Below are 22595 nucleotides of genomic sequence, written 5' to 3' on the forward strand. Positions count from 1 at the left end.
CATCCTGGTGGCTCCTACTTCAGCACCAGCACAACGGTCGGGTCAATGGGGTAGCGGCCGAAGTCGGCACCGTAGATGGCTAAGCCGCCGGGCAGGCTGTCGTCCACGGCCAGGCGGATCACCAGTTCGCCGGTTTGGGCGGCTTTGCGCAGGGCTTCGGCGGCAATGGGTACACTTACCCGGTAGCCGTACGAGCCGGCTTCGTTGAGTTTGCGGTTCTGCGGCTGCGCGTGCCAGGAGAGGATACCCCGGTGGTCGCCGGGATCGTCGGGCAGGTCGTAGCGGCCGCTGTTTTCGCCGTTGACCCAGACGGTGACGGCGCTGGGGAAGCGGGTCTGATCCGTTTGCGGGTACGAATTGGGGTTACGGCTGGGATCGGCGGTGCCTTTGCCGAGCATATAGTCCCCGTCAATCTTTCCGCCACCCATGTCTTTGCCGAACAACTGCTTGGCACCCGCTTCCATCACCAGCGAGGCCATAGCTACATTGGCCAGATTAATGTCTTTGGGTACAGCTACGCGGTATTCAAAGTAGCCGGTGCCGGCACCGTTTACCTTCTTGCCATCCAGCACATTCCATTGCTTCTGGCTCCATTTAGCATCTTTAAACGAAGCCGCCGGAAACCTTACCAGCCGGGATTTGCGGCCATCGGTCAGCGCCAGTTCAGTGGGAGCCGGCGCATCAACGACAAACGTCATGAAGTTGCGGTGGTGAACCGTACCACTGCGGTCTTTCAGTTGCAGCGCCAGTATGGCCACCGATTTCTCATTAGGAATCGGCACCCGCAGCGAATCCAGTGCCCGCTGCATCCACGGCTGATACGGTATGTCCTTATCCGACGACCACCAGGTCTTTTCCTGCCCCAGCGCATCCCATCCGTAGAGTTTGGCACTCACCACCATAGAATTGCCTAAGTCGGTACGCCCCGTCATGAAGGAAGCAAACAGAGGCACAGCGGCCGTAGTGCCGGGCTTTACGGTGCGGGTAATATCCTGCCCTGTCGAGATATAAAGTGGCGCGTGAAAATCGAGCAGGCTCATGCCGGGCACCAGTTCATCGAGGCCGGTAAGCTTCTCAGTGCGGTCGTAGCGCCAGTAGCCGTTCCATTCATTGATCACGTCGTGGTGCTCGGTGTAGAGCCAGCCGGCCACCTGCGGGTACTTGCGGAAGGTGTTGATGGCGCGGTGGTAATCATATGTATAGTCCACATCGCCGGTGCTGCCTTCGTAGCCCCACACATTACCGAACTCGGAATTGATGTTGGGCTGACGGCCCTGTTTGTATCCCTTTTCGAGATTGGCGGTAGAGCCGGGATAGATATTCTTCGTCAGTTTAGCCAGGTATTCTTCCCAGGCATAGCCGGGCAGGTATTCGTGCCAGGAGTTCAGGTCGGTTTCGGTGTGGCCGCGACCGCAGCAGATGGAATTATCCTCCACAATTCGGGAGCCATCCAGCGACTTCGCCAGCCGGTACACCGAGGCCACCCACTTCTGCGTTTCGGGCGTGTAAACAGCCGTATCCTTACCGTTGGCCTTCTTCTGCTTTGTGGTAAGTCCCCAGGTTTCGTTAAAGGTGATCCAGGAAAAAATGGCCGGGTGGTTGTAATCCCGTTTGATCATCTCCCGCAAGGTATATTCCGACTCTTTCTGCATCGGCTCGTCGGGCTGTCCCCAGCTATTGGGAAGGTCGGCCATGACCAGCACACCCAGTTTGTCGGCCCAGTACAGCTTGCGCGGCACATCGGCTTTAATGTGGGTACGGATACCGTTCAGTCCAATTTGGCGGGCCATCAGGATTTCGTTACGCATAAAGGCGTCGCTCGGGAACGTGTAGTACCCTTCGGGATGGTACGACTGATCTAGGGCCAGTTGCAGGTAGATCGGCTGGTTGTTAAGGGCTACATACGGAATACTGGTACCCGGCATATCCATCACCGAAATTTTGCGCATACCGAAATAGCTTTTCAGCACATCGTCGGTCGTACCCCCACTCAGCCGGGCTTCTACCGTATGCAGGTATGGATCATCCAGCGTCCAGCGCCTGGCGTTGGGGATCGCGACCTCAAACGCTACCTGTCGCTGGCCTTTGGGTATGTTCTGCGTGGCTGTAATCGGGTTATTATTCCCGTTGATGCGCAGGTTCAGCTTCAGCTCTTTCTGAGCGGCTTCGGGCAGGTAGGCGGTTACCCGCACCCGGTTGTTGTCGATATCGGGCGTAAAATGCAGCGCGTCGAGGTAGGCATCACCCCGGCTTTCGAGATAAATGGTTTGCCAGATGCCGCGGGCGTTGCCGTACCCCTGCTTGCCGTAGAGGGTAAAGTCGCGCCGTTTGTCGTCGACCCGCACCACCAGTTTCTGCGGCTGCCCTGGCTTCAGAAACCGTGTCAGTTCAAACGAGAAGGGTGTATAACCACCCTGATGTTTTCCTAGTTCCTGCCCGTCGAGCCACACGGTTGTCAGCCAGTCGCTGGCACCGATGGTCACAAACACCCGCTGGCCTTTCCAGTTGGCCGGCACCGTAATGCTGCGCTGGTACCAGGCAATATCGGCTTCGTCTTTTACGCCCGACAGCGGAGCGCCCCAGGGAAACGGTACATTGATGGAAAGCGGAAACGGCTGCGTACCGGCAAACCAGCGCTGCTGTAGTCCCTGGTCTTTCGGGTCGAAGCGGAATGACCAGGCCCCGTTCAGGTTAAGCCAGTTGGTGCGTTCGAAATCAGGTCGGGGATGTTCGGGCAACGGAATGGATGGTGTGGACTGCGTAGCTGGCGACTGGCCTTGTCCCAGCCAGGGCAATAGTATGAGAAGAAAAAAGAGCGAAGACCGCAGGGTTCTGAAACGCATAGGTAGTTAAGGTGTATCTGTTTAGTAAAGCGTTTTGACCGGATTTTTACTACTGTGTATCTTTGGCGGCATGACAACAACCATTCGCACCCTCACCCGCTCCCTCGAACAATGGGCTCCGCTGGCCTACCAGGAAAGTTACGACAATGCCGGCCTGATCGTGGGCGACCCCGAAGCCGTTGTTACCGGTGTACTGGTCACCCTCGACGCTACCGAAGACGTGGTTGACGAAGCCATCCGGAGAGGCTGCAACGTGGTAGTTGCTCACCACCCGATTGTGTTTAAGGGCCTGAAAAAGCTCAACGGTCGCAACTACGTGGAACGGGCGGTAATCAAAGCCATCAAAAACGATGTAGCCCTGTATGCTGCCCATACCAATCTCGACAATGTGGTCGGCGGGGTAAATTACAAAATTGCCGAAAAACTAGGTCTGGAGAATGTCCGGATTCTGACACCAAAGAATCAGGTGCTGACGAAGCTGGTCACGTTTGTTCCGGTTGCCGATACGCAAAAAGTCCTGGATGCCCTGTACGAGGCCGGGGCCGGAGAGATCGGCCAGTACAGCCATTGCAGCTTCCGGGTAGAAGGTTTCGGCACGTTTAAACCGGAAGCCGGGGCCGACCCGACCATTGGCGAAGTGGGCCGTGACGAGGAGGTCAGCGAACACCGGATTGAGGTAATCTTTCCTTCCCACCAGCAGGGTCAAATCATGAGTGCCCTCCGCAAGGCGCATCCTTATGAAGAAGTAGCCCATTACCTGACATTGCTGGATAACCAAAACCAGGAAGTCGGCTCCGGTGCCGTGGGCGAACTGCCCAGACCACTGAACGAGTACGAATTTCTGAACCACCTCAAGAATAGCATGAACCTGCCCCTGATCCGCCATACACCCTTTCGGGACAGGCCAGTCAGGCGCGTGGCCGTCTGCGGAGGAGCCGGCGGTTTTCTGCTGAACGATGCCGTGCGGGCCAGTGCCGATGTATTTGTGACGGCCGATTATAAATACCACGAATTTTTTGACGCCGACAGCCGCATTATCATCGCCGACATTGGCCATTACGAAAGCGAAGCCTTTACAAAAGAGCTGATTCAGGAATATTTATCGAAAAAATTCCATACCTTTGCGGTAATTTTAGCCGAAACGGTGACGAACCCCGTCCGGTACTTTTTGTAGCACAAAACCTACTCCGAATGGAACTTACGATTGCTCAGAAGCTGGAGGCCCTTCTAAAACTGCAATCCATTGACTCTCAATTAGACGAAATCATAAAACTGCGCGGTGACCTGCCGGAAGAAGTACGCGATCTGGAAGATGAGATCGCCGGTTTCGAAACCCGCATCGGCAAATTCAACGCCGAAATCCAGGCACTGGAAGAAGAGATTGAGCGGAACCGCAACGTTAAAAAAGACGCCGAGAAGCTCATCAACAAGTACAAGGATCAGCAGATGAACGTCCGCAACAACCGCGAATACGACGCCATCTCTAAAGAAATCGAACTGCAATCGCTCGAAATCGAACTGGCCGACAAGCGTATTAACGAAGCGACTTTCCGCATCCGGACGAAGGAAGAGGAAATAAAGGTGACGCAGAACACTCTGAAAGAGCGGCAGGAAGACCTGAAAGCCAAAAAAGGCGAACTGGATCAGCTTACCTCCGAAAGTCAGGAAGATGAAAAGAAGCTGATGCAGCATCGGGAAGAGCAGTCGCATCATATTGAAGAGCGTTTGCTAAAATCATACAACAAGATCCGGAACAACGCCATCAACGGTCTGGCCGTGGTAACGGTGAAGCGGGGTGCCTGCGGAGGCTGCTTCAACGTGGTTCCGCCCCAGCGCCAGGCTGATATCCGGGACAAGAAGAAAATCATTGTTTGTGAGCACTGCGGCCGCATCTTTGCCGATGCCGAAGGCGCTCCCGAACCCGCAACGACCGGTCGCCGGTAATTGCCGAAAACACATAGTTGAAAAGGCTGCCCGTCGGTGGCCTTTTTTTATTGCCTTACTTTGCCGGTATGAATCGTTGTCTGCTGTTTGTGTGCCTGCTGCTGTGCCCACCGCTCGCAGCCCAGGATTTTGTCTGGACACCGGGCCTGCAGCGGGCCTATGCCGATCTGCTCAAACTGAAAGTGGCTTCTGGCCGGCAAATGCTCGCAGGAGAAGCCTCAACCAACGGTATTCAGATTTACACCGAGGATTTTGCCGATATGGTCACGCTGCTGGTATCAGACGAGGATCAGGCGTTTGAGCGGCTGGCTAAACGCGAAGATCAGCGACTGGCGCAGCTTCAGAAACTCAACAATAAATCCCCCTGGCAGCGACTCATGCAGGCGGAGGTACGACTGCACTGGGCGTTTGTTAAACTGAAGTTTGGTAAAGAGGTCAGCGCCAGTTGGGATATCATCCGGGCGTACAAACTCCTGGCCGAAAATCAGAAATTATTTCCGACCTTTCTTCCAACGTATAAATCGCTGGGGGTGCTGCACATCATGATCGGCTCGGTGCCGGAGAACTACACCTGGGTCACCAACCTGCTGGGGTTGAAAGGCAGTATCCGGCAGGGTTTACAGGAAATTCAGCGGGCACAGCAGGCCCCCATCTTCCGGACCGAATCGCAGGTAATTGAATTACTGGTAAGCGCCTATATCACCCAGTTTACCGGCGCTGACGAGCAGCGGCTGAAGCGGCTGGTGCAGGAACATCCGGATAACCTGCTAATTTGTTTTTTTGCAGGTACCACGGAGATGAAAAACGGCAATAGCGAACAAGCCCTCTCCTACCTGCTTAACCGCCCAACCGGGCCAGTTTACCTGACCATGCCCATCATCGCCAATCTGTTGGGTGATATTTACCTCCAGAAAGGCCTATACAACCAGGCCCTGCAACAATACCAGCAATTTCTGACCAGCTACCGCGGGCAGAACTTTCTGAAAGACTCGTACTATAAGCAGTTTTTGTGCTATTGGCTGGACAACAACGACGCCCGTGCGGTTCCTCTTTTGCGAAAAGTACAACAGGTCGGCCGCACTGTGGTGGAGTCGGACAAAGCGGCCCAGAAATTTGCCGGGAACTTCTTTAAAAAAGCGATCTCACCCCAGCAGAAAATCCTGATGCGCGCCCGACTGTCTACCGATGGCGGTTACCTCGATAGTGCCTTGGCCCTCATGCGCTCCTACAAGGAAACCTATTTTACCCAACCCGCCGACCGGGCCGAGTACAATTACCGGTTCGGCCGAATCCACCAGCGCAGCAACGAGCCCGACCAGGCTATTCCCTATTTTGAACGCGCCATTACGTTAAGCGAAGCAGATCAGCTTTCGTTCGGGGCCACCTCGGCTTTGCAGTTGGGTTATATCTATCAGCAAAAGCGCAATACGCCCAAAGCCCGTCAATATTTCCAAAAGGCCCTCAGCTACCAGAAACACGAATATAAAAACAGCATCGACAATAAGGCGCGGGCCGCACTCACTAGTTTGGAAGAGTAGTGTACGCGCTCGTCCGCGATACAATCGCGGACGAGCATACAGTAAACTTGAAACTAATTTAAAACCCCCTCCTGCAGCACCTCCCTGATTGTCCGGTATGGTACGACGATCTCGATTGGTCCCTGGGCGTAGGCGGCAATTTCGTAAGGATTGTAGTAGAAGATCAGGCCTTTTCGCCCGATGCCAACGTGTTCGGGCAGCACAAACTGGCCGGTCCCGGCAAAGTAACCTTCCTCTTCCAGCGTCTGCTCCTCCTGGATGCCCTGTTTCAGGCGGAAAATGCGTTCGACAATGGGAGCCAGCGCCGTGGTATCCGTCACGATGTCGGACAGCCGAAGCCGCTTACCCGTTGCGCGATTAAAGGAATAGTAGGTGGAAAAGGTGTTCGGATGGGCGCCACCGGTATTGGCATACGTTTCCATCCGAATGGTCAGCACCTGAGGGCCGACATAGATCGTATCTCCTTTGATTTCCAGTTCCCAGCAACCGCCCATCATACCGGCATCGTTCATGATCCTGCGGTAATCAGCCGCAAACAGATGAGCCGCTGCCGCCAGATCGGTAGGCTGACGCGTATCGCGGGTGGTATCCAGCCAACCCATGATGCTGGACCTGACCAGCGACTGCACCGAGTCGTTGATTACCTGATTCGCCTTGGTTTCAGCCGGTAGCAAAACATAATCCGCCCTAAACGAAATACCCCGACGCGTGGTGGTGTCGCAACGTCCGGCCCCCTTGTATTCATACTGCTGACGCTGAACGGTCAACTGGTCGGGGGCAGCAGGTGCATCAAGCTCGATCGAAGAAGTACTAACACGGCAAGCCGTGAACAAACAGAGTAGTGATAATGGAAATAGCCGTTTCATTGTAGGCGTAGCGCCGGAAATCCCGCTACGATGGCCGAAAATTAGAGATTCCTTAGCAGCACACCAAATGAAAAGTAGATTAAAACTATAGAATTTCTATCTTCTATGTTTATATGTTTGGTGAATGGGGCATTTTCGGAATAAAATTTGGCTATAAACTCATCAGATCCTTGAAGCGGATTGCCTGCCGCCGGCTGATCTCAATCTTATCTCCTCCCTGCAGGGTTACCAGCAATCCCCCGCTAAACCAGGGCTCAATCTTATCGATCCATTGCAGGTTGATAATGTGCTTCCGATTAGCCCGAAAAAAAGTATTTGGATCGAGCCGGTCTTCCAGGCTGTTGAGCGACTTCAGCACCAGCGGCTTCTGATCGTCGAAATACAACCGGACATAGTTACCCATCGACTCAAACAGCCGGACCTTCCCCAGCTTGACAAACCAGCATTTCTCACCGTCCTTGACAAACACCTGGTCGCTTTCACCCAGCATTTTGTTATTCTCGCCCACGGGTGAATCCGGCAGCGGCTGGTGGTTTTCTTCCACCCGGTTCAGGGCCTCGGTCAGCCGGTTCAGGTCAACGGGCTTCAGCAGGTAATCCAGCGCGTTAAACTCAAAAGCCTTCAGGGCATACTCGTCATAAGCCGTGGTGAAGATAACCTCCGGTGCTTTGCCGTCGATGGACTGCAGCAGTTCAAACCCGTTCTTGCCGGGCATCTGAATATCCAGAAACAGCAGGTCGGGCTGTAATTCTTCGATCAGTCTTACACCTTCTTCGGCATTAGCCGCTTCGCCAATCACTTCAACCTTGGGGAAATTTTCCAGCAGCCGGCGCAATTCGTTCCGGGCCAGCCGCTCATCATCAATCAGTAGGGCGCGCATAAGTGTAGTTTAGGTGTTACAGGGTTCATAGTTTTACGTTTGGCAGGAGCTAAAACCTGAAACTTGGAACCGCCGGGCGGCCCCGCTGAAACCTGAAACAATTATTCCGTTGTTGCTTTTTCAGGAACTCGCTTAAAGATACTGTCAGATTGCATGGGAATGGTCATTTCGGCGCAGACGACATTGTCCGTTTCCTGGAAGATCCGGAACGTTGCCTCGGGGCCGTAGAGCAGGTCGAGCCGCTGCGATGTGTTTTTCAGACCAAAACCACTAGACTCCTCTTTGTCGCCCAGCACACCCGTATTGCGGATGCGTATCTGCAGCATGTCATTTTCCAGCCAGGTGGTCAGTTCGATAAAACCACCCCCGACGGGTTTGGATACCCCGTGCTTAATGGCGTTCTCCACCAGGGTCTGCAGCATCATGGGCGGTACCTGCCAGTAAGTTGTCTTGGGATCGACGTGCATATGGCACACCAGCCGGTCTTCGTACCGGACCTTTTCGAGTGCCAGGTAATCTTCCACCGTTTTGATCTCTTCGCGTAGTTCGACGGTTTTCCGGCGGTCGGCCAGCAGCGAATTCCGCAGTATATTGGAGAGTTGGGTAATACCCTGCTGGGCTTTATTGGGGTTTTCGATGACCAGCGCCCGGATGCTATTCAGGGCGTTGAATACGAAATGGGGGTTCAGCTGCGAACGAAGTACTTTGGCTTCCGTCTCCCGGATCGAGGTTTTCAGCAGAATCTTTTCAATTTCGGCATCGCGGGTTCGTTCAACGTAGTGATAGGCCGTATAGCTCAGAATCCACGCCAGCATAGTCTTGCCCCAACTTAGCATGTAACCCATAAAGGCGACGGGTTCTTTGACAAACAACTCGGGAAGCAGTTCACTGTCGAAGGGGACATTGACAACCGTCATAATGAAGGCCAGCACCAGAACGGATGTCAACACACGGGGAACCAGCTGATGAAACGGCAGGCGTACCCAGTTCCAGTGCCGGATGGCCAGCCGGTACATATGGGTGAGCAAAATACCCAGAATAATGTTGGCAATGGCCAGGTAAAAAAGGTCAATCTCAAAACCATACTCCAGCCAGTACGCCAGGAACTCCACCATGATCAGGAGTGTCCAGCCGGTAATCTGGCAAAACCAATATATCTTCTTTTTTGACATGCCTTGATAAAAGCAGCCCAATAACGGGGCTTATACGAAAGTACGGCTTTTTACGAAAAAATGTGATGCAAATACACCAGCGGGAAATATTAATGAACAATGAATAATTAAGAATGAACAGTGGCAGCAGGTGCCTGACCTATTCCTGCAACGCCGAATTGAACGTGTACGTACCTGATCCAGACTCGAAAACGGCATACCCATTCTCCTGCCGCAACGGCCGCAGCCCCGGTACGGAACTGACGGGCTTACCGCTCTCCGTAATCGTAGTTCCGGGCATTGCCGGTATCCAGATTTCGGCGGTGGTGTTGGCAGGAATACTGACCTGAAGGGTAAACCGCTCCCCCTCCCGCTTCCAGTTACTGCCAATCGGGCCGCGTACCGAATGGTAGCTGCCTTTAGCCCAGGTGAGGTCACCCGTCGGCTGCGGTTTGATCTGAATACGGGCAAAACCGGGAGCAGCCGCGTTGATGCCCAGCAGGGACCGGTAAAACCATTCGCTGATGGAGCCAAACATGGGATGGTTCTGCGATGGAGCATTGTCCGGATAAGCCCAGGTTTCCCACAAGGTGGTGGCCCCTTTACTCAGCATATACCCCCAACCCGGAAAATCCCGCTGGTTGGCCACACGATACGCCAGATCGTTGCGATCCTGCCGGCGCATAACATCGAACAACATCTTGGTCCCAAATATACCGGCGGAGATATGGCCGTTGTGCCGGTCGATCTCATCGGCAAGTGCCTGGAACGAAGCTTCTTTCTCCGGTGATATACCATACCAGAGTGCCAGCGCCTGCGCGCTCTGAGTGCCATTGTCAAACCGGCCGGTCTTAGGCACCAGGTACTGGCGAACGATGGCCTTCCGAACCGTTTCGGCCAGTTTGGCATATTCGGTAGAATCCGCCGTTTTGCCCAGGATGCCCGCAAACACAACGGCTAACTGAACGTGGTGAAGGTAGAAAACACTGGCCGAGAAAGCCTCCGGCCGGGGGTCAAGCGCTTCGTGGTCGCTGATGTCCCAGTGAAACAGGTTCCGGTCTGCTTTGGAGCGCAGGAACGCAATCTGTCTGGCAAAGGCTTCGTAGTTGTCCTCAATGATGCGCCGGTCGCCGTAGAAATCGTACAGTTGTTTTTGCACGTACGGAAAAGCCAGCTGCCAGCCCAGCGGTCCCGACTCTCCCCCAAGACCCCGGTCGGCAATGCCGGTATAGGGCGCAATTTCGGTAATGCCGCCGTCGGCCTGCTGGTCGTTGCGGTAATCGCGCACCGACTTACGGTAGAAATTAGCCATATCGAAATTGTAGATAAAGGCTTCGGAGGTGGTGACGATATCGGCCCCGTACCCCATCTTCTCCCGGCCAGGGCAGTCTGACTGCACACTGAACACATTACTCAGGAAAGTCCATTTGATAACTTCGTTAAGCCGGGTCAGCATCTCATTGGAGCAGGCGAACTCGCCGTTGTCCGGCAAATCAGCATTCATACGCAGGCCGTCAACGGACTCCAGGGTTGGTTTGCCACCGGGCCAGCCCGTTACCTCTACGTAGCGGAAGCCATGGAATGTAAAGCGCGGAGACCAGGTTTCCAGGCCTTCCCCTTTCAGGGTATAGTGGTCTTCCTGCCAGGCTGTTTTGGGCGCGCCGGGGCCACCTTTCAGGTTCCAGATCTCTTTGATCTGCCCGGCTACAGTGGTCAGGTAGTTCAGCGTTCCATCCGGATGAATATCCTCTCCATAACGGAGATTTATCTGGGTTCCTGCCGGCCCCTGCACCCGAATTCGGGCCACACCGGCAAAATTCTGCCCCATATCGAACAGAAACACACCGGGTTTCGGCTCAGTCATTCGTACGGGTTTCAGCACCTTCGTCACCCGGATGGGCGGTTGCATCTGCACCGACAGCTCACCGGATGGGCCTTCGGTACGCACTGCCGGTTTCCAGCCGGTGGGGTTGGTGTTCGGAGTTGTCCAGCTAGCCGGCTCCCGCCGGGCGTCATACGCTTCGCCCAGGTAGACATTGTTGCGCATGACCGGCCCCGGAGCCGTCTGCCAGCTTTCGTCGGTAGCTATTAGCTCCGTGCTGCCGTCGGTGTAGTGCAGACGGATCTGGGCTTTCACACAAGGCCGGCCGGTCTGCTGTACATCGCGCAGGTTAAACCGGCCAAACAGCCGCAGCGGTAGCGGGTTATACCAGCCATTGCCCAGCATAATACCGGCCACATTCTGCCCCGGCCGAATCTGAGGGGTAATATCATACACTACATACTGTACCTGCTTTCTGTAGGTCGTCCAGCCGGGGTCCAGCACATGGTCGCCCACTTTCTGTCCGTTCAGGTAAGCTTCGTAATACCCTAAGCCGCTGATGTAAAGTCTCGCCGAAGCTACTTTCTTCCGGGGGCTAAAGACCCGGCGAAACAGCGGCATGGGATCAGGCTGGTAAAAGTCCTCGTCGCGCGCAAACTGCTTACTGCCGTCGCCAATCCACTGCGCCTGCCAGTCGGCGGGTTGCAGCATGGCCGTTTCAAACCAGGCCGGAGGACTCCAGGCCGATGCCTGTCCGCCGGCATCATACACCCGCACCCGCCAGTAGTAGCGGGTAAACGGCTTGAGCGGAGGACCGGCGTAGTCAATATGCAGGTTCTGGCCGGATAATACTTTACCACTCTGCCAGACGGTGCCGCGCGGCCGGTTTATGTCGGCCAGAGTCTCGCTGACGAGCAGTTCGTAGGCGGTCTGGCGCTCATTGCGCCGGGGAGAGGTCAGCGTCCAGCTCAGCCGGGGTTTGTGAACATCGAGAAAGGGATTTTGGACGTATTCGCAGGTCAGGTGTCCGGGCTGCAGGCCGGGTGCGGCCCAGGTTACGGTAGGCAGAATACTATACCAGCCGTACAGAAGCACGGCCAGTAGCGTTGCAGGGTTAACAGGCATTCAGGTAGCGCTTAGAAAACAGGAACAACAAGCCACCACACGCAATGGCCTGCTATTACAAATATAGGGTTTCTTCTACGCCAGGGCAAGGGTGAGCAGATGAGTACTATCGTTGGCCTGTTCGATGGTAAACTCGCTGGTCTCGTAGGAATAGATCAGTTTATAGAGGCAGAGGTTGCTGTGTTCGTACTGATCCATATTAGACAGTGGCTGCTTCATGAGCCACGACAGCAGTATCCGGATGGCGCGGCCGTGCATGGCAACCAGAATGGTTTTTTCTTCTGGGCGGGACAGGATCAGGTCAATTACCGGTTTCTGCCGCTCCATCACCTGCTCGGGACTTTCGCCTGCTTCGGTCGAAACCGATGTCTGGCCGGCGGCCCAGCTGTCAATAAGCGTACGGTAATACTCGTTGTCGTAGCTGTTCGGCACTTTGCCTTCCATGATCCCCCAGCTAATCTCGTTCAGCCCCTCGTGGCTTTCATAAGGCAGGCCGAGGTCCAGAAACGGCTGGACGGTCTGGATAGTACGCTTGAGTCTGGACGTGTAGATTTTATCGAAGCTGACGTGCTGATAAGCCTGAAAAAACGCCATGGCCTGCGCGCGGCCCATATCGTTCAGGTCAGAATCTACGCCACTTCCCTGCACTACACCCTGACGATTGTAATTCGTCTCTCCGTGCCGAATCAGATATATCGTTTTTCGTTTCAAGCGGTTAGCTTTGCCGTTTAACTCATAAACACCAAATCAGCCGCAAAATTAGAAAAAAATACGCTCAATATGAACAAACCATTTTCTTTAGACCAACTGAACGGCTTCGGGCAGCAGTCGATGTCGGCCCATTTAGGCATTGAATACGTCGAAGCCGGTGACGATTATATCATCGCCCGGATGCCCGTCGACCACCGCACCCGACAGCCTTTCGGTATCCTGCACGGGGGAGCCTCCGTTGCCCTGGCGGAGACCCTCGGCAGCGTAGCCTCGTTCCTTTCCCTGGACGATCCTGAACGGCAACGGGCCGTAGGGCTGGAAATCAACGCCAATCACATCCGCTCCGTGCGCGAAGGCTGGGTCTACGGCAAGGTAACCCCCATTCACCGGGGCCGCACTACCCATGTCTGGGACATACGCATCACCGATGAGCAGCAAAAACTCGTCTGCGTCAGCCGGATTACGATTGCGGTGTTGACAGTGTAATGTTCGGGCCGGAAGGGATGCTAGCCCGAACATTTTCCTTTCATTTTTTGCACAAAAACCATGTACAAACTGTTACTTTGATGAACCGATCCGTAGTCTATATTGCTTAATATGGAGCTTTATCCGACATCGTCCGTAACCGTATATACCCAGCCCACCGCCCTGGACCTCTGGCGGGCCGCCTATGAAACCGGCTGCCCGGCTGCGCTGTGGCGGCTGCCCAATCGCCCCGAAAAACACCTGATTATTCATTTTGGTGACGAATTACCGCAGCTACCCGCCGACCTGGAAGACCTTCCTGCCGGATTTGCCGTCAGCCCTTTCCACAATCCGGACAACGAACGCACGCTCTTTCTGCGGGCCGACGCCCACTATATTTTTACGGGTGATGAAGTAGACGAACACGTTTCAGAAATAGAAAATAAACAAGCTGATGCATTCCGTCAGGCGGTGGACCGTTTGATGGCCGCCCCCGCATCCCAGCCAACGGCAGCGCCCCTGTTTACCGATGTATCGAAACCCGACGAGCAACGGCGCTTTGAAGCTGCGGTAGCGGAAGCGACAGCCCGGATGAAGCAGGGTGAGATGCGAAAGGTGGTCATCAGCCGCACCAAAACCGTGCAGTTTTCGACGGAGCCGGATGTAGTACAGCTTTTTGATAAACTTTGCGAAGCGTATCCCACGGCCTTTGTCTCGGTGGTATGGCTGCCCGAACGGCGGCAGGTATGGATTAGTGCTACGCCCGAACGGCTGGTTAGCGTAGACGCCAACGGTATTTTCAAAACGGTTTCGCTGGCCGGGACCCAATCGGCGTACGATGCCGACGGACGGCTGAAACAGACCTCCGAAGCCGCCTGGACGCAAAAAGAGATTGAAGAGCAGGCCCTGGTTGGCCGCTACATCATCGAATGCTTTAAAAAAATACGCCTGCGGGAATATATTGAAGAAGGGCCCAAAACGGCCATTGCCGGCAACCTGATGCACCTGAAGTCTGATTTTACCGTCGATACCAAAGCGGTCAATTTTCCGCAGCTGGGTACGGTCATGCTCCGGTTGCTGCACCCGACATCGGCCGTCTGCGGTATGCCCCGCGAAACCGCCAAAGCGTTTATCCGGCATCACGAAACACACGACCGTGAGTTATACAGTGGCTTTCTCGGGCCGGTCAATATCCAGTCCGAAAGTCATCTGTTCGTGCATATCCGCTGCCTGAAATTAGAAGGTCAGACCGCCACCCTGTACGCCGGTGCCGGCCTGACCGAAGATTCCATTCCCGAACGCGAATGGCACGAAACGGAAATGAAATGCCAGACGCTGCTGAGAGTTATGAATGATTAAATATCGTCTCTTCCCTCCGCCTTGTCTTCCTCCGGCGACACGGTGCCGCCGGTGTTTTCCAGCCGCTGCTCCAGGTTGTTGCGGTTCCCCTGGGCGCTGGAGGCCGAGGATTGCGTTTCGCTGTCGGGCGCGGTTTCGGGTGAATTAGACGACTCGTAAGCCTCCTGATTTTCCTGGTTAGTTTCTCTTGGATTCATATTGAATTTGTTAAGTGGGTTTTTGTTACCAACGCCCCCTTAACGTGCTGTCGTCGTCCATATCATCTTCGACATCATCGTCAAGATCCTCGTCGTCATCATCAAAATCATCGTCCTCATCGAGATCGTCCTCATCGTCGATGGTCAGGTCCTCCAGTTCCTCATCGTCCAGATTCTCGTCATCGTCTACCCCACCGTACCCCCGACCGGCACCAGTGCCGGTGTCATCATAGTCGGCTGCCATCCGGGGATTCGTCATGGTCGGGTCTTTCTCAACGCCGGTGTTGCCGGTCAGCATGCCTGCGGTAGCCGGATTCATAAAGTCGTCGCGGAGCGTTTTGTGCTGGCTTATCATAGTACCAAAGTAGTTGGGGTGTTCACAAACTGATTGGATTTTCATCCACATAACCCGCCACTTTCCCGAAGGTTTTCTGAGTGGTAAAAAGATTTGAGTAAACGGCCTGTAACCGAACCCACTGGTTTTGGTTTATTCCCTGTGATTCATCTTTTTGGAAACCTGTTCCATGAAAAACTATTCGCTACGCCGGCTCTCCGACCAGCCTATCCTGAAAACTACCGACCTCAAACCTTCTATGGAAGGGTTTGAGGTACTGGGCGCGTTTAACCCGGCCGCCTGCCGGATGGGCGACCAGATTCTGCTGCTGCTTCGGGTAGCCGAAGCGCCAAGGCCCGAAAAAGGGTGGCTGCATATCCCTGTCGTCGAGCATTCCGACGGCGTACCGCGCCTGACCGTCAAAACCTTTCGCGAGCCCCGTGAACCCTACGACCCCCGGGTCGTTACCATCGACGGTAACGTGTACCTGACGTCGCTGAGCCACCTGCGTCTGGCTCGTAGTTACGACGGTATTCACTTTATCACCGACAATAAACCATTTCTGTTTCCGGCCCGGGTCGATGAAGCCTTCGGGGTCGAAGATGCCCGCATCACCTTTCTGGAAGGCAAATACTGGATTACCTATACGGCCGTTTCTGAGCACGGGCCGGCGGTCGGTCTGGCGCAGACAACTAATTTCAACGATGTCACCCGCATGGGTATAGTCTTGCCCGCGCCCAATAAAGACGCCTGTTTGTTTCCCGACCGTATCAATGATAAATACATGATGCTGCACCGGCCCATGGTACACGAAATCGGTAAACCGTCGGTCTGGCTAAGCGAGTCACCGGACGGCGTTCACTGGGGACAGCATCGGTATGTCTTTGGTCCTTCGGGGAAAGATTGGGAATACCAGAAAATCGGGGCCGGGCCGGAGCCCATTCTGACCGATGACGGCTGGCTGGTCTGCTACCACGGTACCAGCCGGAACACCGAATACGCCCTGGCCCTGGCCCTGCTGGACCACGAAAACCCCAGCCGCCTTATAGACCGCTCCGAAGTACCCCTGCTGACCCCGGAATTAGCCTGGGAGCGGGAGGGTTTCTTTCCCAATGTGGTGTTCGCCAACGGCTGGATTCAATGGCCCGACAACCGAATCTGGGTCTATTACGGTGCCGCCGATTACGGAGTGGGGCTGGCCGAGTTAACGAACGGATAAATTTCTGTAAATTCGTAGGAATCTTGCTTCATCTTACCCTATGCACCGCAGTAGTTTTCTGTTTGTTTTTCTGCTCCTGACGAACCTCCCGGGTTTCGCTCAAACCAAACGCCCGCTCACGCACGCTGACTATGATCGCTGGCAGAGTGTGCGGGCCGAAAAGATATCCGGCGATGGTCGCTGGATTAGCTACCAGATCGACCCGCAGGAAGGCGATGGTATGCTGGAACTCCGGGAGCTTCCGCACGGAGGTAACCGGAATGCCAATGCCAAGTATAGTTTTCCGCGTGGTTACCAGGCTCAGTTCAGCCACGACAGCCGGTTTCTGGTGATGCGGCTGAAAGTTCCCCACGCTATTACCCGCACCGCCAAACGCAAAAAAGTAAAAGCCGAGCAGATGCCGAAAGACAGCCTGCTGGTCTTTGATCTGAACACCCGCAACCGCACGAAACTCCCCAATGTCAAATCGTATCTGATGGGTAAAGAAGGCAGCTCGTGGCTGGCCATTTTGCAGGAAATCAATGCGGGCAATACCGTAGCAAGCGCATCGGTAACCGTACAACCGGGTGCTAAATCGGATTCCATTGTGCCGGCTCCCAACTCCCGGTCGGCGGCTGCCGCTAAGCCGAAAACCACCACCAAAAAACCAAAGGGCGACCTGCTGACCCTGCTTAACATGGCCGACGGTACCCGGCAGACTTTCCGGTACGTATCGAACGTGGTGGTATCAGAAAACGGCAGGACTTTTTTCTACAGCAAGGAAGCTGTGAACGATTCGCTGAAAACCGCCGGCGTTTACCTGTTCGATACGCAGAAGCAGGCCGAGACGCTGATCGATACCAGCTCGCTGCGGAAAGTGTACAAAGGTCTGGCCATTGACAAGGCCGGTACCCAGTTGGCCTGGATGGCTACTACCGACAGCGCCGGGGCCGAGGCCAAAGTCTTTGCGCTGTACTACAAAAGCCTGCTGCCGCCGGCTCCGGCGAAAAGCAAGCGCACCAAAGTCGTGGCCACCGCAGCACCGTTCCGCCTGCTGGTGGACACCACGACCGCCAGTCTGCCGAAAGGCTGGACCGTAAATGAATTTACAGCGCTCCGCTTCTCCGAGAATGGCCAGCGGTTGTATTTTGCAACGGCACCAAAACCCGTACCGGCCCCTAAAGATACCTTGACGCCAGACGACGAAAAGGTAAAAATGGATGTCTGGAGCTGGACCGACAACCGCCTGCAACCCATGCAGCAGAAGCGATTGAAGCAGGAAAAAGAGCAGGGCTTCACGACAGTGTTCGACGTAGTATCCGGCCGGGTGACCCAGTTGGCTACCCGCGAGATACCAACGGTGCAGGTAGACTATAAAACGAACCAACGCTACCTGGTCGGTCTCAGCGACCTCCCCTACCAGATCATCAGTTCGTGGGACCCCGGCCATACCGACCTGTACCTGATTGATACCGAAACCGGGAAGCCCACTAAAATCGCCAACGATGCTATGATTTCGGCTCCGCGGCTGTCACCGGGTGGCCAGTACGTAACCTGGTATGACGAACGTGATTCGCTCTGGCGGGCGTGGTCGGTGCGGGACAATAAACGGATCGACCTGACCCGTGGTTTGCCGGCGAAGTTTTTTGACGAGGAACACGATACCCCAAATCTGCCGGGCAGCTACGGCGCGGCCGGCTGGACCACCGGTGACCGGTACGTCTGGCTGTACGACCGCTACGACATCTGGCAGATTGATCCGACCGGCCGCGAAAAACCGGTTAACCTGACGGCCGGCTACGGACGCAAAAACAAGATTCAGATCCGCCGGGCCGATCTCAGCGATGGCCCAACCGACGAGCAGGGTATCAGCCCCAGCGCCGAACTCTGGCTCACCGGCTACTGGGAAAGCGATAAATCGACCGGTATCCTGAAGAAAAAAGGCAATGACCTGCCAGCAGAACCCACCGTACTGACCCACAGCAGCCACCGCTACGTCGGGCTGGCCAAGGCGAAAAATGCCTCCACACTGACCTTCTACCGGGGCAACTTCCGGGAGCCGGTCAACCTCTACGCGACCGATACCACCCTGGCCACACCCGTACAACTGACCCGCGTGAACCCACAGCAGGACAGTATCCGCTGGGGTAGCGTAGAGCTGGTTAACTGGATGGGCAACAACGGCGTGCAGCTGGAAGGCCTGCTGTACAAGCCGGAGGATTTCGACCCGAAGAAGAAATACCCCATGCTGGTGTATTATTACGAGCGCAACAACCAGACCCTGAACGACTACCGCGCTCCGGCTCCCAGCCGCTCCACCATCAATATCCCGTACTGCATCTCAAATGGGTACCTGGTCTTTGTGCCGGACATTGTGTACACCACCGGCGCACCGGGGCCCAACGCCTACGACTGTATTGTGCCGGGCGTCTTGAACCTGATCGACCGGGGGTTTGTAGACCGGGAGCGTATTGGGTTACAGGGCCAGAGCTGGGGCGGCTACCAGACGGCCTACATCATTACCCGCACCAATATGTTCAAAGCCGCCATGGCCGGGGCACCCGTGGCCAACATGACCAGTGCGTATGGCGGTATCCGCTGGGGAACCGGTATGAGCCGGATGTTCCAGTACGAACGAACCCAGAGCCGCATTGGTGGCACGTTATGGGACAAGCCCCTGAACTACATCGAAAACTCACCGCTGTTCTACGCCAATCGCATAACAACGCCCCTGCTGATGATGCACAACGATGCCGACGGTTCGGTACCCTGGTACCAGGGCATTGAGATGTTCACGGCCCTCCGCCGGCTGAACAAACCCGTCTGGATGCTGGTGTACAACGGCGAAGACCATAACCTGACGCAGCGGCACAATGCCAAAGACCTGAGCATCCGGATGTACCAGTTCTTCGATTATTACCTGAAAGATACACCGGCCCCCGTATGGATGACAGAAGGCCGCTCGGCCGTCGAAAAAGACCGGGGTGAGATGAAGTATTAAAAAATAATGGCCTGTCCGAACATGATTTTACCAGCGGTTTACAATACCATACATTCTAAATCGTATTAGCAGTGTTTCCGTAGGATATTTGCCTGCTTCGGTTATATTTGCGGGAATCCTAAAAATTAACGACGACCGTAAAACATGAAAAAACAAAGTTTAGCCTTTACTTTATCCATGATGGCGGGGGCTGCTCTGGCGCAGCAGGGTCCCGTTCAGTTTAGTGCCAGAGGGATTGTAGCCCTGTCGGATGCCGACATGGCGGCCTCTGCTTTCGTTGATGGTAACTTGTACAAAGACAAGGGTGTCCGGGACGCGCTCACCACTATTCAGTTCCCGCTCGACCGAAATTCGGACAAGATGGGCTCGGTTGTCGTTTCCAATTCGATGACGCTGCTGGATAAGCCGCTGGCCGTTTCCAACAACGGCCGCGTGGCCTTTGTGCTGGAAGGCCGCGGACAAGTTTCCGATAGCGTGGCCACGCTGAAAAACGGCATCAACGACTTACCCGCCAGCAACGCTATGTACATCGTGGACATCAGCAATGCAGCCAAACCAACGGTAAAATTCCGCTTCCCGACCGGCGGTTCGCTCACCGCCCTGGCCATTACTCCGCAGAGTAACGCCCTAATTGTGGCCTCAGCCGATGCCGGTAAGGAATTGAAAATCATCGAAATTGATAATACGGGTAAACCAACCCGCGTACTGACAGCCGAAGCGCCGACGAAAAGCGGGCAGATTACTGATCTGACGTTCCACCCGAGCGGCCAATACGTGGCCTACAGCATTGCCGGCAGCCAGGAAGTAGGTCTGATGAAATACGCCATCGACAACGCCAGCAAGAAGCCGTACCTGATTGCCCACGGTGCGCCTATTAAAGTGGGCGCCATGCCCGGAACGGGTAAGTTCACCGCCGATGGTAAATTCTTCGTAGTAACCGATTCCAAGAAAGCCGCCAATGCGCAGGGAACCGGTGCCGGTGAAGTCTTTGTCGTTCAGTTCAGTACGGAAGAAAAGCCCGGTGAGCACAAAATTGTGTCGCAGGCAGCTACCGGCGAAAGCCCCGAAGCCCTGGCCATCAGCCCCGACGGATCTACCGTGATTATCGCGAACTCCAACCAGTCGTACCTGCCGTTCAACAGCGGCAAAGCCGGAAAAAGCTCGCTTTCGGTATACTCGCTGGGTCAGGACGGCAAGATGACGCTGGCCAATGAATACCCGTTCGATGGTATCATGCCACAGGCTGTCGAATTCGACAAGACCGGCGATGCCATTGCCGTCGCCGTTTCGGAATACCTTGATTATGGTACCCGCACCGGCGGTATCGAGTTTTGGCGCGTCACTAAAGGCGACAAACCCGCGCTGACCAAGCAGTCGGGCCGCGTCAGCGTCACTCGTGGTGTTCACTCCTTGAAAGTAATTCAGTAAAAATACGCTGTGCATCAAAAAAGCCACTCCGATTTGGAGTGGCTTTTTTGATGTCGTGACATGACCCAAAACTAACGGTTAGAGGTGCCGGCCTCAACCGGCAATTCCCCTAACCGCAGTCTGTACTACATTTCCCTAACACTACATTTTCATCATAGAATTCATTGTTCAAGCAGCCGGTAGCCTAGAGTCCGGCATCTACGGAGGGAGTCAATGGGGTATACTGCAGGGTACGGATGGATACACCCGTACCCGATTTGATGAACACCTTCTTCATATCCGTTTCCGGAAAAAAGATGTCGGTCATTACCGTCAGCCCGTTGTCGGCAAACAGTTCAACCGAAGCCACGTCGGCCAGCAGGGTAAGCGACACGCTCCCGTCTGTCGATAAACGCGGGGCGGTATGCCGCTTGCCGAACCCTTTTTCAAACGCTGTTTTACCCGCTTTGCTCCGGTCGATGTAGTACTGGTTGGCGGCTTTATCGTAGCCAAGCACCAGCTCATTCCCCTGCTCATTGGCGAGCACGATAGCGAAATCCTGGGTAGCCGCTGCCGACAGGGTGAGTTTAAACAGGCCGGACGGGCCGCCGGTTTTGGCGGTCAGGTCATACTGGCCTTTTACCGATATATTGTTCAGCCGGATGGTCTTGCCGTTTAAGGCATCCAGTTCCTTCACGGGTGCCGACGTTAAATACAGTTCCTTATTTACTTCGGTCAGGCCAAGCTCACGAGGGACGGTGGTGGCGCTGCGCCAGGCGGAGGTAGGCACCACCTGGGCGTACTGCCAGTTGCTCATCCAGCCCATCAGCACGGTCCGGTTGCCGGTATTGGCGAAAGTAACACCGGCGTAGTTGTCGGTGCCGTAATCCATCCATTTCGTTTGGGTAGAATAGGGCTTAAAGGTTTTGCCGTCGAAATCGCCCACAAAATACTGCGTAGCCGAGCCACCATTGGGACCGCCCGGATTAATACTCACCAGCAGCACCCAGGCTTGTTTGCCGTTATGGGTCAGCGGGAACAGGTCCGGACATTCCCACACCCCGCCGTGCGCCCCGACATTCTGGCCAAACTCGCTCTCTTTTGCCCAGTTCTTGAGGTTAGGGGAAGAGTAGAAGGTAATCCGGTCTTTGGTGGCCAGCGTCATAATCCACTTTTTCTGCGGTTCGTACCACCGGACTTTAGGGTCACGGAAATCAACGATACCAGGGTTGGGCACCACGGGGTTACCCGCGTATTTCGTCCAGGTTTTACCTTCGTCCAGGCTGTAGGCAAGGCTCTGGTACTGATGCGTACCGGTCTTTTTCTTTTCCAGCTCGGGATTATGATGCGTGAAAATGGCCACCAGAGGAGTCTGTCCGTTTTTGCCGAAGCCGCTGGTGTTGTTGACATCGACCACGGCGCTACCCGAAAAAATCGTACCCAAACTGTCCGGATACAGCGCAATGGGCTGTTCCTGCCAATGCACCATGTCTTTGCTGGTGGCATGACCCCAGTGCATGGGTCCCCAGGTGGTGCCGTTGGGATGGTACTGAAAAAACAGGTGGTAGGTTCCGTTCAGGTATACCATCCCGTTCGGGTCGTTCATCCAGTTCGTTTTGGGCGAAAAATGGTACTGGGGACGATGCGGCTCCCGGTTGGTTTGCGCCGGCTGCGACTGGCAGAATGTCGTGGTGCCAAGGGTACTCAGCATAGCCAGACTGACTAGTAACTTTTTCATAGGATCGTTTGGGAAA

17 protein-coding genes are annotated in these 22595 nt (G+C 55.0%); 8 read left to right on the plus strand and 9 right to left on the minus strand.

The features are described from left to right. Window positions 1–14: 14 nt before the first annotated feature. Complete coding sequence (locus ABD949_RS24380; protein WP_345247927.1) at window positions 15–2843, minus strand: glycoside hydrolase family 2 protein; 2829 nt, start codon at window positions 2841–2843, stop codon at window positions 15–17. A gap of 70 nt (window positions 2844–2913) precedes the next feature. On the opposite strand from ABD949_RS24380, the gene ABD949_RS24385 reads away from it, so the two are divergent. The 3 genes from ABD949_RS24385 (at window position 2914) to ABD949_RS24395 (ending at window position 6325) form a co-directional block, all read left to right on the plus strand. Further along, window positions 2914–4017: a Nif3-like dinuclear metal center hexameric protein gene (locus ABD949_RS24385; protein WP_345247929.1), complete on the plus strand. Its 1104-nt coding sequence runs from the start codon at window positions 2914–2916 to the stop codon at window positions 4015–4017. A 17-nt stretch (window positions 4018–4034) separates the two neighbouring features. Further along, the gene (locus tag ABD949_RS24390; protein WP_345247931.1) at window positions 4035–4787 is read left to right on the plus strand and encodes a zinc ribbon domain-containing protein; all 753 of its coding nucleotides are present in this window, start codon (window positions 4035–4037) and stop codon (window positions 4785–4787) included. 68 nt (window positions 4788–4855) lie between these two features. Next, window positions 4856–6325 carry a tetratricopeptide repeat protein gene (locus ABD949_RS24395; protein ID WP_345247933.1) on the plus strand — a complete coding sequence of 490 codons (1470 nt, stop codon included), beginning with the start codon at window positions 4856–4858 and terminating at the stop codon, window positions 6323–6325. 53 nt (window positions 6326–6378) lie between these two features. Here the strand turns inward: ABD949_RS24395 and ABD949_RS24400 are convergent, their stop codons facing one another. The 5 genes from ABD949_RS24400 to ABD949_RS24420 all read right to left on the minus strand — a co-directional run bounded on the left by ABD949_RS24400 (window position 6379) and on the right by ABD949_RS24420 (window position 12880). Then, complete coding sequence (locus ABD949_RS24400; RefSeq protein WP_345247935.1) at window positions 6379–7158, minus strand: DUF3298 and DUF4163 domain-containing protein; 780 nt, start codon at window positions 7156–7158, stop codon at window positions 6379–6381. 184 nt (window positions 7159–7342) lie between these two features. After that, window positions 7343–8071: a LytR/AlgR family response regulator transcription factor gene (locus tag ABD949_RS24405; protein ID WP_345247937.1), complete on the minus strand. Its 729-nt coding sequence runs from the start codon at window positions 8069–8071 to the stop codon at window positions 7343–7345. 101 nt (window positions 8072–8172) lie between these two features. Further along, complete coding sequence (locus tag ABD949_RS24410) at window positions 8173–9243, minus strand: sensor histidine kinase (RefSeq protein ID WP_345247939.1); 1071 nt, start codon at window positions 9241–9243, stop codon at window positions 8173–8175. Window positions 9244–9382: 139 nt separating this feature from the next. Beyond that, on the minus strand, window positions 9383–12169 hold the full coding sequence (locus ABD949_RS24415; protein ID WP_345247941.1) for a family 78 glycoside hydrolase catalytic domain: 2787 nt from the start codon (window positions 12167–12169) through the stop codon (window positions 9383–9385). A gap of 75 nt (window positions 12170–12244) precedes the next feature. Beyond that, window positions 12245–12880, minus strand: coding sequence for a histidine phosphatase family protein (locus ABD949_RS24420; RefSeq protein WP_345247943.1), 636 nt, complete (start codon window positions 12878–12880; stop codon window positions 12245–12247). 69 nt (window positions 12881–12949) lie between these two features. On the opposite strand from ABD949_RS24420, the gene ABD949_RS24425 reads away from it, so the two are divergent. Together ABD949_RS24425 and ABD949_RS24430 are read left to right on the plus strand one after the other, a co-directional pair. Then, on the plus strand, window positions 12950–13366 hold the full coding sequence (locus tag ABD949_RS24425) for a hotdog fold thioesterase (protein ID WP_345247945.1): 417 nt from the start codon (window positions 12950–12952) through the stop codon (window positions 13364–13366). A gap of 111 nt (window positions 13367–13477) precedes the next feature. Beyond that, a complete protein-coding gene (locus ABD949_RS24430; RefSeq protein ID WP_345247947.1) occupies window positions 13478–14704 on the plus strand; it encodes an isochorismate synthase in 1227 nt (408 codons plus the stop codon). Here the strand turns inward: ABD949_RS24430 and ABD949_RS24435 are convergent. After that, window positions 14701–14901: a hypothetical protein gene (locus tag ABD949_RS24435; protein ID WP_345247949.1), complete on the minus strand. Its 201-nt coding sequence runs from the start codon at window positions 14899–14901 to the stop codon at window positions 14701–14703. The genes ABD949_RS24430 and ABD949_RS24435 overlap by 4 nt on opposite strands. Window positions 14902–14926: 25 nt before the next feature. Further along, on the minus strand, window positions 14927–15301 hold the full coding sequence (locus ABD949_RS24440) for a hypothetical protein (protein ID WP_345247951.1): 375 nt from the start codon (window positions 15299–15301) through the stop codon (window positions 14927–14929). Window positions 15302–15425: 124 nt separating this feature from the next. Here ABD949_RS24440 and ABD949_RS24445 point away from each other — a divergent pair, with 124 nt between their 5' ends. From ABD949_RS24445 to ABD949_RS24455, 3 genes are all read left to right on the plus strand, one after another. Further along, entirely contained in the window at window positions 15426–16454 is a 1029-nt protein-coding gene (locus ABD949_RS24445) for a glycoside hydrolase family 130 protein (RefSeq protein ID WP_345247953.1), read from the plus strand. Between the two features lie 40 nt (window positions 16455–16494). Then, complete coding sequence (locus tag ABD949_RS24450) at window positions 16495–19434, plus strand: S9 family peptidase (RefSeq protein ID WP_345247955.1); 2940 nt, start codon at window positions 16495–16497, stop codon at window positions 19432–19434. A gap of 144 nt (window positions 19435–19578) precedes the next feature. After that, entirely contained in the window at window positions 19579–20862 is a 1284-nt protein-coding gene (locus tag ABD949_RS24455) for a beta-propeller fold lactonase family protein (RefSeq protein ID WP_345247957.1), read from the plus strand. 184 nt (window positions 20863–21046) lie between these two features. Here ABD949_RS24455 and ABD949_RS24460 read toward each other — a convergent pair whose 3' ends face one another. Continuing rightward, window positions 21047–22579 (minus strand): glycoside hydrolase family 32 protein, encoded by a 1533-nt coding sequence (locus tag ABD949_RS24460; protein ID WP_345247958.1) that lies wholly within the window; start codon window positions 22577–22579, stop codon window positions 21047–21049. Between the last annotated feature and the right edge of the window lie 16 nt (window positions 22580–22595).

The organism is Nibrella saemangeumensis, assembly GCF_039541915.1.
GTDB classification, from domain to species: Bacteria; Bacteroidota; Bacteroidia; order Cytophagales; family Spirosomataceae; genus Nibrella; species Nibrella saemangeumensis.